This window comes from Planktothrix paucivesiculata PCC 9631 (genome assembly GCF_900009265.2).
Classification (GTDB): domain Bacteria; phylum Cyanobacteriota; class Cyanobacteriia; order Cyanobacteriales; family Microcoleaceae; genus Planktothrix; species Planktothrix paucivesiculata.
On record NZ_LR735029.1, the window covers coordinates 114,209 to 127,541 of the forward strand.

13 protein-coding genes are annotated in these 13,333 nt (G+C 36.8%); 6 read left to right on the plus strand and 7 right to left on the minus strand.

The genetic code is table 11. From position 1 onward, the window contains the following. The first annotated feature begins 103 nt into the window (after positions 1-103). Both PL9631_RS25135 and PL9631_RS25140 read left to right on the plus strand, forming a co-directional pair. Positions 104-781 (plus strand): hypothetical protein, encoded by a 678-nt coding sequence (locus PL9631_RS25135; protein ID WP_083624689.1) that lies wholly within the window; start codon positions 104-106, stop codon positions 779-781. 27 nt (positions 782-808) lie between these two features. Continuing rightward, the gene (locus PL9631_RS25140; RefSeq protein WP_083624788.1) at positions 809-1,543 is read left to right on the plus strand and encodes a peptidylprolyl isomerase; all 735 of its coding nucleotides are present in this window, start codon (positions 809-811) and stop codon (positions 1,541-1,543) included. Positions 1,544-1,605: 62 nt separating this feature from the next. Here PL9631_RS25140 and PL9631_RS25145 read toward each other — a convergent pair whose 3' ends face one another. Beyond that, positions 1,606-2,433: a hypothetical protein gene (locus tag PL9631_RS25145; protein ID WP_083624691.1), complete on the minus strand. Its 828-nt coding sequence runs from the start codon at positions 2,431-2,433 to the stop codon at positions 1,606-1,608. A gap of 245 nt (positions 2,434-2,678) precedes the next feature. Between PL9631_RS25145 and PL9631_RS25150 the strand changes: the two genes are divergently transcribed. Beyond that, the gene (locus tag PL9631_RS25150; protein ID WP_083624693.1) at positions 2,679-4,238 is read left to right on the plus strand and encodes an AAA-like domain-containing protein; all 1,560 of its coding nucleotides are present in this window, start codon (positions 2,679-2,681) and stop codon (positions 4,236-4,238) included. Positions 4,239-4,253: 15 nt separating this feature from the next. Then, complete coding sequence (locus tag PL9631_RS25155) at positions 4,254-5,957, plus strand: AAA-like domain-containing protein (RefSeq protein WP_083624695.1); 1,704 nt, start codon at positions 4,254-4,256, stop codon at positions 5,955-5,957. 147 nt (positions 5,958-6,104) lie between these two features. Here the strand turns inward: PL9631_RS25155 and PL9631_RS25160 are convergent, their stop codons facing one another. After that, positions 6,105-10,049, minus strand: a complete 3,945-nt coding sequence (locus PL9631_RS25160) for a WD40 domain-containing protein (protein WP_083624697.1) — start codon at positions 10,047-10,049, stop codon at positions 6,105-6,107. Positions 10,050-10,328: 279 nt separating this feature from the next. On the opposite strand from PL9631_RS25160, the gene PL9631_RS25165 reads away from it, so the two are divergent. After that, positions 10,329-10,817 (plus strand): type II toxin-antitoxin system VapC family toxin, encoded by a 489-nt coding sequence (locus PL9631_RS25165; protein WP_083624699.1) that lies wholly within the window; start codon positions 10,329-10,331, stop codon positions 10,815-10,817. A 2-nt stretch (positions 10,818-10,819) separates the two neighbouring features. Next, on the plus strand, positions 10,820-11,002 hold the full coding sequence (locus PL9631_RS25170; protein ID WP_026794069.1) for a hypothetical protein: 183 nt from the start codon (positions 10,820-10,822) through the stop codon (positions 11,000-11,002). Between the two features lie 130 nt (positions 11,003-11,132). Here PL9631_RS25170 and PL9631_RS25175 read toward each other — a convergent pair whose 3' ends face one another. The 5 genes from PL9631_RS25175 to PL9631_RS27235 all read right to left on the minus strand — a co-directional run bounded on the left by PL9631_RS25175 (position 11,133) and on the right by PL9631_RS27235 (position 13,300). Continuing rightward, complete coding sequence (locus PL9631_RS25175; RefSeq protein WP_083624701.1) at positions 11,133-11,543, minus strand: DUF4926 domain-containing protein; 411 nt, start codon at positions 11,541-11,543, stop codon at positions 11,133-11,135. Next, a complete protein-coding gene (locus PL9631_RS25180) occupies positions 11,543-11,983 on the minus strand; it encodes a DUF6036 family nucleotidyltransferase (protein WP_083624703.1) in 441 nt (146 codons plus the stop codon). The genes PL9631_RS25175 and PL9631_RS25180 overlap by 1 nt, the downstream gene beginning before the upstream one ends. After that, complete coding sequence (locus PL9631_RS25185; RefSeq protein WP_231516856.1) at positions 11,934-12,140, minus strand: hypothetical protein; 207 nt, start codon at positions 12,138-12,140, stop codon at positions 11,934-11,936. Before PL9631_RS25185 ends, PL9631_RS25180 begins: the two co-directional genes overlap by 50 nt. A gap of 64 nt (positions 12,141-12,204) precedes the next feature. Further along, positions 12,205-13,221: a tetratricopeptide repeat protein gene (locus PL9631_RS25190; protein WP_083624706.1), complete on the minus strand. Its 1,017-nt coding sequence runs from the start codon at positions 13,219-13,221 to the stop codon at positions 12,205-12,207. Then, complete coding sequence (locus PL9631_RS27235) at positions 13,181-13,300, minus strand: WD40 repeat domain-containing protein (protein ID WP_331281291.1); 120 nt, start codon at positions 13,298-13,300, stop codon at positions 13,181-13,183. Before PL9631_RS27235 ends, PL9631_RS25190 begins: the two co-directional genes overlap by 41 nt. Positions 13,301-13,333: the final 33 nt, after the last annotated feature.

Consider the following 13,333-nt stretch of genomic DNA (forward strand, 5'->3'; position numbering starts at 1 on the left):
TTTAGTTAAACTTTAATTTTATAGCTTGTCTTGAAAAAGTTATTAAAGTTACCGACTTTGACAATGATCTTGCTACTACATTACTTAATTTTCCGTAACAGCAATGAACAACATTACCAACAATTCCAACGATATTCTCGTCATCCTAGATGAGCTTATAAATACAGTATCTCCGACTACCACAATTAACTCCCCCGATGCCAATTTTCAGGAGAGTAGTTCCAGTTCTAGTTCCACTGCTATTGTCAATGACATGGGTGCGGGAGGAGCCAGTCAAGCTACAACAATTTCCCCAACCGGAGAAGTCCAAAACAGTAGTGAGTCTGTGTTTATTCCTGGTGCTACTTCTAGTCAAGCGACAGCAACAGCTATTAGTGGTACGGATATATTACCAACGACGGAGGCAACAGTAATCATAGAACCGGAAAATCACAACCCACCACCACCGACTCCTATGATTAATGCGGATGTATTTATCTTAAACACAAATCCCAATTTCCCCAACACCGACCCCAATTTAGCAGATATAATTACCAACTTTAATGCTGCTGAAGGTGATAAGATTGGATTGTCAGAAAACTTAATCGGACAACCGTTAATATTAGAAACCTTTGATTCTAATGCTGATGGAAGTCTTGATGCTACTGTAATTAAACTTGCTAGTAATAGTCAATCTGAAGTTCTTGGAGTTGTCTTAGGTACAGTTTCTGCACATGGACAAACGACATTAACGCCAACCGATTTCACCATAATTTCTAACAACCTGCTAATATTAAGCTAAGAAAGCTGGGGTTGAATAAAAATGATCATGGCGCAACTTTCCAAGGGTTCACTTGATGATGAGGAAATTATTGGCTTCCTGAAACAAAACCTGGAATTCAAGGAAGTCTATCAGAAAATTTTGTCTCAAAAAGTTATCAATCAAGTTGCTGAGGAAAGAGGTATTATTGTAACCGATGAGGAAATTCAAAACCAAGCTAACCAACAACGTTATGAAAAACGCTTAGAAAAAGCGGCGGATACTTTAGCTTGGTTAGCTGACCAAATGATCACTTCCGATGACTGGGAAGCGGGAATTCGAGAACGTCTTTTAGCCGAAAAATTAGCAGAATCTTTATTTGCTAAAGATGTCGAAAAATACTTTGTTCAAAATCGCTTGAGTTTTGAGCAAGTTTCATTATATCAAATTATTGTTCCCTACGAGCGCTTGGCTAGGGAATTATTTTATCAAATAGAAGAAGAAGAAATCAGTTTTTATCACGCCGCCCATTTATATGATATTGACCCCCGACGTCGTGAACAATGCGGCTATGAAGGTAAACTTTATCGTTGGGGATTAAAAGCGGATTTTGCAGCAATTGTATTTGGTTCAAACCCAGGAGAAATATTAAGTCCTGTCAAAACTGACCAAGGTTATCATCTAATCTTAGTTGAGGAGTTTATTCAAGCTGAATTGACCCCTCAACGTTATCAAGAGATTCTTCAGAAACTATTTAAAGACTGGTTAGCTAGTGAATTAAATTATCGGCTATATAACACTTAAAACTTTAATTTAAGTTATTACAACCCAATAAAATGCACCCTGAAACTGATTACTTGACAGAATTAATCAGATAAACTGGATCTTTTTTTCAAGCCTAATGCTGCTCCTAATGCACCGACAATTAATAACCAGACGGAGGTTGATGGTTCAGGTGCTTGGACAATTGTGGCACTCTTTTGATAGGTAATTAACGTTAGGTTTTGACCTTTAGTAAAGTGACGAGAATATAATCCCGATAACAAAATATTGACAGATGCTTGATTTTCTTCAACGTTTGTTATTGCTGAGGGCGATAATTGAAAACCCGGACTTTTTTGGATGAATAAATCATAGTCGTTAGCAGAATTTAACGAGCTATTTAGACTAAAGAAATCTAACAAATTATTGGTAGAATCTTCAAACAAATAGAAAGCGATATAATTCGCGGCTTGAGTCGATTCTTGTTGCTGTGTTTTTTGGGTTTCTAAATTTAAAATCGAGATAAAATCAAAAGAAAATTCTTGATTTTCAGCAATCTCAAATTGATAACCAATAGCTGCTGCTTGACTTTGAGCTAAACCCAAATATTCTTTACCTTCTCCTAGAGTTATCGCCTGGGAACCATTGTTAGCCAAGGGAAAACAATAGTCAGGTTCCAAACAGAAATTAACATTAAAATAGGCACTAGCATTTGCTTCAGCCAGTACAGTTCCTTTCCAAGCTAATGCTAGGGTTTGAGTATCTGTAAACGTGGAAATGCTGGTAGGAACTTGACTAAAATTATAAATCAAGGTTTCAGTTTCAGCCTTAGCGAATGTACCCGCAAGACCAGGAGAAACACTACTTAATAAAGCAATAACTGGAGTAGCAATGATGAATAATTTCATACTTGCTTTGGGTGCAGTATTCATGTCAAATCCTTTTATTGAATTTTAAATCAAAACTGATCACGGTATCAATACCGATAACCTATAGATGTAATGTAGTCTGTGGAGTAGGGAAATTAACAGGGGTTAGTTTAAAGATTTTAGTTTTTTTTGTAAAGATCTGATAAAATGTTTTGGTTTAAATAGTAGTGCTAATTTTATCTGTAATTGAGTCAACAGCTATTCCGTTCAAGCTATAACAGAAACGATAAACACCCCAAGTTTCCATTATGAACCCACCTATCCGCCCCATACAAATTGAAGAACCCGAGGGTCAAGTACCCCTAAACTCTCCTTTATATATTGAACGTCCTCCGATTGAAACCGACTGTTATCAGGCTTTAATACGACCTACAGCCTTAATTCGGATTAAAGCACCTCGACAAATGGGAAAAAGCTCCCTCATGCACCGAATTCTCCACTATGGAACTCAACAAGGATATCACACAGCTTGTTTGAACTTTCAGTTAGCAGACTATGAATTTTTTAGTAATTTGGATCAATTTTTACAATGGTTTTGTGCCAGTATTGCCGAAGAATTAGGCTTTGATGACCAACTCGAAGAATATTGGAAAGGGGTAATTGGCAGTAAAAATAAATGTACCAAATATTTACAACGATATTTACTGGCTCAACTCAATTCTCCGTTAGTTTTAGGATTAGATGAAGTCGATTTAATCTTTCAACACCCTGAAATTGCCGTTGATTTTTTTGGACTATTAAGAGCTTGGCATGAACGCAGCAAAAATGAACCGACTTGGCAGAATATTCGCTTAGTTATTTCCCATTCTAAAGAAGTTTATATTCCCCTGAATATTAATCAATCTCCCTTTAATGTGGGATTACCCGTGGAACTTCCCGAACTCACCCCGGAACAAATTCAAGATTTAATTAACCGTCATGGATTGGAATTTTCCGAGGCTCAATTCACCGCTTTATTAGATATGATTGGCGGACATCCCTATTTAGTCAGAGTGGCACTCTATCAAATCGCTAAAGATAAAATTACCTTAGAAGAATTTCTCCAAACTGCCCCCACAGAAGCCGGATGTTACTATGATCATTTACGGCGTCATTTATCCAATTTAGAAAAGAATGAAGAATTAAATCATATTTTAAGACAAGTAATTAATAGTGATTATCCCGTTTCTATTCCTTCGGCTGAAGCCTTTAAACTGAGGAGTATGGGATTAGTTAAATTTCAAGGAAATGACGTTTCACCGTTATGTAATCTCTATCGCATTTATTTTAAAGAAAAATTAGGACAATCCTCAAAAACTCCCCTTCAAGAAACGACATTAGCCGCGATTATGTTCACAGATGTTGTGGATTCAACACCCCAGATGGAACGCAATCAAAAACAGATGTTAGAGTGTTTAAAACGGGATTTTACTCGGATGCGAGACTTAATTCGTCAACACAACGGACAAGAACTTAAAAGTATGGGGGATGGATTATTACTCTATTTTAGTTCTGCGGTAGAAGCGGTGCGTTGTGGGCTAGAAATTCAACGAGCTTTAGCCGCCGCCGAAATTAGTCCAGAAACCCGTTTAAAACATCGGATTGGGATTCATGTTGGGGATGTATTTTTAAGCGGTGGAGATGTGTTAGGAACAGGAGTTAATATTGCTTCCAGGTTACAATCTCAAGCCATGCCAGGAGAACTTTGTATTTCTCAAACGGTCTATGATGTGGTTAAAAATCATTTATCCTTGCAAATCACTTATTTAGGAGAACGTAAACTTAAAGGTATTGAATCTCCGATGCCTTTATATCGAGTTATCCCTTAATTTTAACCCAAAATCATGGCTGAAGCATCTCCGAATTTTTCCTATCAAGTGGGGGGAAGTTTACCCGTTAATTCCCCCACTTATATTTATAGACAAGCAGATGAACAATTTTATCAGGGGTTAAAAGCGGGAGAATTTTGTTATGTTTTGAACTCCCGACAAATGGGAAAATCCAGTTTACGAGTGCAAACGATGCAACGCTTACAAGCAGAAAATATTGTTTGTGCTGCGATTGATTTAACGGCTATTGGTACATCTGATATTACGGCTGAAGAATGGTATGCCGGGTTAATTGATAGTATTGTCAGTAGTTTAAATCTATATGATGATTTTGATTTAGATGAATGGTGGACTAAAAATCAACGCCTTTCCAATGTCAGACGATGGAATAAGTTTATTGAATCGATTTTACTATCTGCTATTGATCAAAAAATTGTGATTTTTATTGATGAAATTGATAGTATTTTAAGGCTAAATTTCAATGTAGATGATTTTTTTGCCTCCATTCGAGCCTGTTATAATAAACGGGCAGAACAACCGGATTTTAACCGTTTAACTTTTGCTTTATTAGGGGTAGCCACTCCTAATGATTTAATTAATAGTCAATATCACAGCACCCCCTTTAATATTGGTCAAGCGATTGAATTAACAGGTTTTCAATTTCAAGAAGCGAAACCCTTAGCGTTAGGATTTATTCAAAAATCTGCTAACCCAGAAATTGTGTTACAGGAAGTTTTAAACTGGACAGGGGGACAACCCTTTTTAACCCAAAAAGTTTGTCAGTTAGTGCGGTTAAGTGAGGAAATTATTCCTGAAGGAGAGGAGAAAAAATGGGTTGAGAAGTTAGTGCGATCGCGTATCATAGAAAATTGGGAAGTTCAGGACGAACCGGAACATTTAAGAACAATCCGCGATCGTTTATTATGGGAAAGTGAGCGTTCTGAAGAACTATTAGAATTATATTCTCAAATTTTAACCTCTGAATCAACCCTTTGCAAAGAAACCAAGGAATATTTGGAATTACGATTAACCGGAATTGTGATTAAATCTAAGGAAAAAGTCGCAATCTGTAATTACATATATTTAGAAATATTTAATTTATCATGGCTAGAAAATTTAGGAATCATTACGAAAAAAGAATTTTTATCTACAATCTATAAAAATGTTTTTAAAATCTCTCAAATCGATTTGTTTAAAAATTTATCAAGTCCAGAAATCATTCAAATTATTAATAACTCTAAACTCTTAAAAGATATTAGTTTTAATCCCACAACTTTACCGAATCACATAGAAATGGGTATACAAAAATTTCAAAAAGCTTATGCGAACCAAGATATTAACCTCCTGAATTCATTGATTTCTAAAAATTTTAGTGGAAGTTTATGTGGATCTATCTCCAAATCAACACTAATTGATTTTTACAAAAATTTCTTTATTTACTTTCCCCCCGAATCTAATCTCAGATTAATTGTTGATAAAATTTATATTTTAGATGAATCAGAACTATTTTTAAGATTGATTGTTAGTTTTGTTTTAAAGGGTTATAATCGGGACAGACAATGGTTCTCTAATCAGTTTGATTCAGGTGATTTTTATATCGAAATCGGCTTTGAACCTGCTAATAAACACTGGGAAATTTTACGTTTAGATAAGGTTTATTGGCAGGCTAAAAAATTTATTAATGATGGAGATTGGTTTAATCCTAATCTTCATCTATAGCTTGATTAGAATGATTAATTTATACCGTCGCATAATGTTTACCTCACTAGCTTGGAAATTTCTATAACTCCTTTGGGATTCCTATATCAAAGCATTTATATAACTAATTAAAATTGACTATATCTATTATTAATCATGAACTAATGACTACTTCAATTTCTCTAATACCTCTGGAGTAAACGGATTTTTACCCGCTTTTAATTCCTTAATCCAGCCTTGTCTTTGTGCCTTCATTTCATCATCATTAGTCCATTCAACAAAATATTTAAAATCCTCAATTGCCCCTTTAAAATCACCTGTTAAAGCCCTGGCTAATCCTCGACCATCTCGAATATTTCCATTGTTAGGAGAAAGTTTAACAGCGTTTTCACAGGCATAGAGAACATCTTTTGCAGATCCATTCAGACTACCATTCCAACATAAACTATCCCATTGTTTCACAGAAATATCTAGAGTTTTATCCAGATAAATTGCTTGATTATAATACTTAATTGCTGCTTTAATATTCTTTTTATTAAGATGATCAATTGCTTCTGCAAGAGTAATTTGTGCTTCTATATTTATCTTGAGATTAGGATTAATTTTTAGAGCTTTATTAAAGAGAAATTTGGAAAATTTAGAATCTCCCTCAGCTACATAAATTTTAGCTTGATTAACCCAGTATAATGCTGCTGGTTGATAAACACCTTTTTGGCGATTAAATTGCAGACTAGAATCCAGTTTTTTCGCTTCTTCAAATAAAGCTAAAGACTGATGAACATTACCAATTCTTGCTGCCTCCTGGGCTTGCTTAAATAAAAGTAAGGGAGTCGCTTTCAATACCGCTTGATCCTGACAGATAGATAATTCTTGTTTGACTTCTGGATGTGTAATAAAATAATCTTTTAACCAATGACAACCCAAAGCAGCTAATTCATCTATATCTATCGTTAAATCCCATAAAATGATCTTATTATCTCCACCAGCAGAAGCAAGAATGTTGCCATCGGGACTAAAACTGACGGCTGATACCCCATCACTATGACCCAATAAAGTTTTAATCAGAGTGCCATCTCGTTTCCACAATTTTACGGTGTTGTCAGCACTAGCAGAAGCAATGATTTCTCCATCGGGACTAAAACTGACATCATATACCCTATCACTATGATCCAATAAAGTTTTAATCAGAGTCCCATCAAGTTTCCGCAATTTTACGGTGTTGTCAGCACTAGCAGAAGCAATGATTTCTCCATCGGGACTAAAACTAACTGCTGATACCCAACCCGATAAAGTATTAATCAGAGTGCCATCTCGTTTCCATAATTTTACGGTTTTGTCACTACCCACAGAAGCAATCGTTTGCCCATCGGGACTAAAACTAACTTCATATACCCCATCACTATGACCCGATAAAGTATTAATCAGAGTCCCATCTCGTTTCCACAATTTCACAGTTTTGTCATGACTAGCAGAAGCAATGAATTCCCCATCGGGACTAAAGCTAACTCCTAATACCCAAGCACTATGACCCCGTAAAGTATTAATCAGAGTGCCATCTCGTTTCCATAATTTTACGGTTTTGTCAGCACTAGCAGAAGCAATCGTTTGCCCATCGGGACTAAAACTGACGGCTGATACCCCATCACTATGACCCGATAAAGTTGTAATCAGAGTCCCATCTCGTTTCCACAATTTGATGGTGTTGTCACCACTAGCAGAAGCAATGATTTCCCCATCGGGACTAAAACTGACTGCATATACTCCCTCACTATGACCCGATAAAGTTGTAATCAGAGTCCCATCTCGTTTCCACAATTTGATGGTGTTGTCACCACTAGCAGAAGCAATCGTTTGCCCATCGAGACTAATATGGAGACCAAAATTGACGCCTGATACCCCATCACTATGACCCGATAAAGTGTTGAGGAGAGTGCCATCTCGTTTCCACAATTTTACGGTTTTGTCACCACTAGCAGAAGCAATGATTTCCCCATCGGGACTAAAACTAACTTCATATACCACATCACGATGACCCGATAAAGTGTTGAGGAGAGTGCCATCTCGTTTCCACAATTTTACAGTTTTATCGGCACTAGCAGAAGCAATGATTTCTCCATCGGGACTAAAACTAACTGCTAATACCCCATCACTATGACCCGATAAAGTTGTAATCAGAGTCCCATCTTGTTTCCACAATTTTACGGTTTTGTCACCACCCACAGAAGCAATGATTTCCCCATCGGGACTAAAACTGACGGCTGATACCCAATCACTATGACCCGATAAAGTTGTAATCAGAGTCCCATCTCGTTTCCACAATTTTACGGTGTTGTCACCACTAGCAGAAGCAATGATTTCTCCATCGGGACTAAAACTAACGGCTGATACCGAACCACTAGGATCAGAGAGAATTTGATAGTTTTTAATTGTGTAAATAGCTTGCTGAAGGGTACTAAAAACTTGTGCTTTAGTCTTGTCCTTATTCCAAATTGATTGATTTAATTGTTTTAATTGTTGTGTGGCTTTCAAACTTTCTATCAATGACTCAAGGTGTTGACCTGCTAAAAATTTTTCTTTGGCTGAAGCATTCGTTAAGCGAACATTTGCTAAGTCTAAAATTGTTAGCTTATTTTTAACAAAAATCAAAGAAGATAAGATGATGATTCCGGCGATAATGGCTGTAATTATGGTGAATCTCCGTCCTCGGCGAATTAGCTTTTCAGTTTGTTTTTTAATTTGAGTTAATTCTTGATTGGCTTCCACTAGGGATAAATCAGCGTTTTTTTTAGCTTCCGCTAAAATTTCATTGGCTTGTTTTTCGGCTTCTAATTCTAATTGAGTCGCTTTTTGTTCTAATTTCTGACTTGCTTCTAAAAAGCGATAATCTTCAGTAGATAAATTTTTATCCTGTTCCCAAACTAAGGCATCAATTAATGCTTGTCCCCGTAATAACCGGGACTCATCTTGATATGCTGATTTTTTCCAAGCAATAAACGCTTCTGAATAAGGACGCAATTTTGTTAATTCTTGAGTTAACCAATCAAGATTAAAAACTTCTTGATAAATTAAATTAGAAACCTTGAGTTTTGCCCCCCGTTTCACAATTAATCCTGATAATTGTAATTCGGTTTGTTCTTGACTGCCATTGGTTTCTAGTTCTCCCTGATGTAAAATTTGTTGATAAATTCCTAATAACCGACTCGCTCGTTTTTCCTTAACCAAAAGGCGATCGCGAATGGTTCTTAAATGTTCCGGTTCATCTTGACTTTCCCAATCTTTTATGATATAATCTTTAACTAAATTATCAATAGCTTGGTGTTCATTTTCTTCCGCAATATTAGTAATTTTATTTAAAACTAAATTACAAACTTTTTGGGTTAAAAACGGTTGTCCTCCCGTCCAATTTAAGATTTCTGCTATTACTTTTTCGGGATTTTGGCTTTTTATGGCTAAACCCGATGCTAAAGGTAAGGTTTCTAATAATTGAAATCCTTGTAAGGGAATGGCGCAACCAATATTAAAGGGTGTTCTGGTTTTATCTTTGATTAAATCGGAAGGGGTGGCGACGCCTAATAACGCAAAGGTTAAACGGTTATATTCGGGTTCATCTACCCGTTGATTATAACAGGAACGAATTAAGGCAAAAAAATCATCAACGGAAAATTTTAAACTTAGAACACTATCAATTTCATCAATAAAAATAACAATATTTTGCGGCGTGGAGGGTAATAATATATTGTCAATAAATTTATACCAGCGTCTTACATTCGATAAATTTTGATTCTGAGTCCACCATTCATCTAAATCAAAATCATCATATAAATCTAAACTACTAACAATACTATCAATAATTCCCGCATACCATTCTTCTGGGGTAATATCCGCCGTCCCAATAGCTGTTAAATCAATAGAAACACATAAAACTCCCGCATCTTGTAACCGTTGCATGGTGCGGACTCGTAAAGAAGATTTTCCCATTTGTCGGGAGTTCAACACATAACAAAACTCTCCAGCTTTTAAGGCTTGATAGAGGTCTTCATCCGCTTGACGTTTAATATAGGTAGGAGCATCAACGGGTAAACTCCCACCGACCTGATAAATGGAATACGACATAGAATATAAAAGAAATTTTCAAGGGTGAAAAATAAATCAATAATATTTCAGATTTGAGTTTTTGTATAATCTGTTAGATTTTGGGGTTCATTTTTTTCTTGATGTAATAGAAATTCCAGGTAATCTTCAAGTTGTCGCTGTCTGGTTTGGGATAGCTGACGTAACTTGTCTAAAATCGCTTCTTCCCTAGAAGACTGACTTAGGTGTTTTGATCATTGTGACGGTTGACACATCTCTTTTGTGTGGCATGATGAACTTAATTATCCACAATCTTTGAGAATGATTCAAACTGTTTACATTGAGACCAGTATTATTGGCTACCTGACTGCCCGCCCTACAGATAATTTAATTGTGGCAGCCAATATGAAGATTACTCAAGACTGGTGGGACGAGTATTGTAACTCACTGGTACTTTATACTTCAGAACTGGTTGAAGATGAAGCCCAAAGAGGAGACTCAATCATCGCGACTCAACGCTTAATCCTACTACAATCTTTGACATTTCTGGAGTTGACAGAAGAAGCTACAGATCTCGCACAGGAATTTCTACAGCAGAGTAACCTACCCCAAAAAGCCTCTAATGATGCTCTGCATATTGCCCTAGCTACGGTTTACGGGTTGAATTATCTGTTAACATGGAACTGCAAGCACATGGCAAATTCTCAGATCCAAAGAAAGTTATCTGAAATTAGCTGTAATCTAGGATATACCCTACCATTTATCTGTACCCCTTACGAATTTCTTAACCTTGATCCTCTGGGAGAATAACAATGTATAAAGATCCAATTTTAGAAGAAATCCATAATTATAGAGAGGAGTACGCAAAATCATTTAACTATGACCTCAAGGCTATATTTGATGATTTGCGAAATAAGCAAATGGCTAGTAGCCGAAAATTTGTCAAACTTCCCATCAATCGCTTACCTAATGCACCCCAGCACCCAACAGTATAGCAATTCCGGTGATCAGTTAGTAGTTGGGCTTTAGCCCTTATTTTTGCGCTTAAGCGCAACTACCGCATTTAAACTTTGTTGTGCTTTTAAGAGTAATTCAAGTTGATCGTTAGTCATGGTGTGATAAAATCTAAAGTAAAATACCTTCTTTCCGAATATTTCTTAATAAAGGGCCTTGACGATGTAAAAATCGGTTTTCTTCCATAAATATACAGTTGATCACTTCATTATTTTGTAAAGATAAATCGGCAATAAATTGACCTGTGTATTCTTCAAGTTGTCGCTGTCTGGTTTGGGATAGCTGACGTAACTTGTCTAAAATCGCTTCTTCCCTAGAATACTGACTAACGGGAATAATTTGTGAGGCGGCAACTTCAATGGTAATATGCGGGACATCAAACCCTTCTAAACTATACCCATCTTCTTGATTATCCATTGGATAATACTCAACAATGGTGGCAATATCTCCTTGTTTGAGGTGATATTTGGGTAAATCTTCTGTTAGGGCGACTTGGGAAAATAGAGGATATTGTTGTTTCATTAATCTTGTAAATTTTCGAGGTCTGCAAGGTCTTGATTTCTTCCTGATGCGAGTTTGTTTTTTCTGAGATTTTCCAAATCTATGAATTTTACAATTACATCATTAACTGTAATTTCAATGCGTGTTTGATAGCAGGTTTGGAAATCAACACCGTCGGGAGTTGTTAATAAATCAATCCGGCTTGGTGGGTAGCCTAATTGAATAATTTGATCGGCTTCAAGAAAGTCTTCTGGTTTTAAGTTTAATGTACCAAAGCCAAATTCATCTAAGGCTTTTACCAAATTTTCTGCATTATCTGGTTTCATTTCAATCCAGATATCAATGTCTTTAGTATAACGAGGATGACCATGAATAGCAACGGCATAACCTCCAATCACTAGATATCGCACGTTATTGTTGTTTAATAATTCTATAAATTCTTTGAAGTCTTGGTTCAGCATGATATTTCCATTGATGATAGTCTTGACGAATTTGTTCTAGGGCTGCAAGGCGTTCTAAATAGGGTTGTTTTTGCCAATAGGTGAAGTCGTTTTTTTGTTGTTTTTGATTAACTTTTGTGTAAGTTATGATCATGTTTCGTTGAGTCGGTGAGTCCATTTTATTTTCCTTAAAACATAGATTAAATTTGGGGGTTGATGTTAACCGAAATATGGGGTTAGGACTAGGAGAATAACTGGCGGAAAAATTGCTTGATTTGACTAAACCAGCGACGAATTTTTTGCCACCGGGTCGGGGATGGCGGAATGGGTGGGATTTCAAGTTGCTCAAGGGCGCGATCGCATTCTTGGATTTTGTGATCGAGTTGCATTTGTTGATAGAATTGGCGAGCATTACGGTACGCACCTATGGCGTCGGGAATGCGGTTAAGTTTAGTTAGGGTTTTACCAAAGTTAAACCAGATTTCAGCTTGGGATTGAGGACTTTTGATTTCTGTTGCAATAGTCAAAGCCTCTTGATACAAAGAAAGAGCTTGTTGATAGTTTTCTAAAGCATCATAGACTTCTCCTAAACCATTTAAAGAAGCAGCTTCCCCCCCTCTATTCCCAATCTCTCGGCAAATTTCCAGAGATTGCTGATGATAGGATATAGCATCTTCGTAGCGTCCTAGGGAATTGTAAGCAACGCCTAAATAGAATAAAGAAGCAGCTACCCCCTGTCTATTCTCAATCTCTCGGTAAATTTCCAGAGATTGCTGGTAATAGGATATCGCTTCTTCGTAGCGTCCTAGGGAATTGTAAGCATTACCTAAACCGATTAAAGAAATAGCTTCCCCCCCTCTATCCCCAATCTCTCGGTAAATTTCCAGAGATTGCTGGTAATAGGATATCGCTTCTTCGTAGCGTCCTAGGGAATTGTAAGTATTGCCTAAATTGTTTAAAGAATCAGCTTCCCCCCCTCTATTCCCAATCTCTCGTTGAATTTCCAGAGATTGTTGGTAATAGGATATGGCTTCTTCGTAGCGTCCTAGGGAATTGTAAGCAATGCCTAAACCGTATAAAAAATTAGCTACCCACAGTCTATTCTCAATCTCGCGGTAAATTTCCAGAGATTGCTGGTAATAGGATATGGCTTCTTCGTAGCGTCCTAGGGAATTGTAAGCATTGCCTAAATTGTTTAAAGAATCAGCTTCCCCCCCTCTATTNTTTGCCACCACCCACAGAAGCAATGATCTCCCCATCGGGACTAAAACTGACGGCTGATACCCAATCACTATGACCCGATAAAGTTGTAATCAGAGTCCCATCTCGTTTCCACAATTTGATGGTGTTGTCACCACTAGCAGAAGCAAT

Bases quoted from the DNA above. Each gene is read 5' to 3' on its own strand.
- PL9631_RS25155 (WP_083624695.1), top strand. From the start codon at position 4,254: ATGGCTGAAGCATCTCCGAATTTTTCCTATCAAGTGGGGGGAAGTTTA.
- PL9631_RS25175 (WP_083624701.1), bottom strand. From the start codon at position 11,543: ATGAAACAACAATATCCTCTATTTTCCCAAGTCGCCCTAACAGAAGAT.
- PL9631_RS25165 (WP_083624699.1), top strand. From the start codon at position 10,329: ATGATTCAAACTGTTTACATTGAGACCAGTATTATTGGCTACCTGACT.
- PL9631_RS25160 (WP_083624697.1), bottom strand. From the start codon at position 10,049: ATGTCGTATTCCATTTATCAGGTCGGTGGGAGTTTACCCGTTGATGCT.
- PL9631_RS25145 (WP_083624691.1), bottom strand. From the start codon at position 2,433: ATGAATACTGCACCCAAAGCAAGTATGAAATTATTCATCATTGCTACT.
- PL9631_RS25185 (WP_231516856.1), bottom strand. From the start codon at position 12,140: ATGGACTCACCGACTCAACGAAACATGATCATAACTTACACAAAAGTT.
- PL9631_RS25170 (WP_026794069.1), top strand. From the start codon at position 10,820: ATGTATAAAGATCCAATTTTAGAAGAAATCCATAATTATAGAGAGGAG.
- PL9631_RS25180 (WP_083624703.1), bottom strand. From the start codon at position 11,983: ATGCTGAACCAAGACTTCAAAGAATTTATAGAATTATTAAACAACAAT.
- PL9631_RS25135 (WP_083624689.1), top strand. From the start codon at position 104: ATGAACAACATTACCAACAATTCCAACGATATTCTCGTCATCCTAGAT.
- PL9631_RS25140 (WP_083624788.1), top strand. From the start codon at position 809: ATGGCGCAACTTTCCAAGGGTTCACTTGATGATGAGGAAATTATTGGC.
- PL9631_RS25150 (WP_083624693.1), top strand. From the start codon at position 2,679: ATGAACCCACCTATCCGCCCCATACAAATTGAAGAACCCGAGGGTCAA.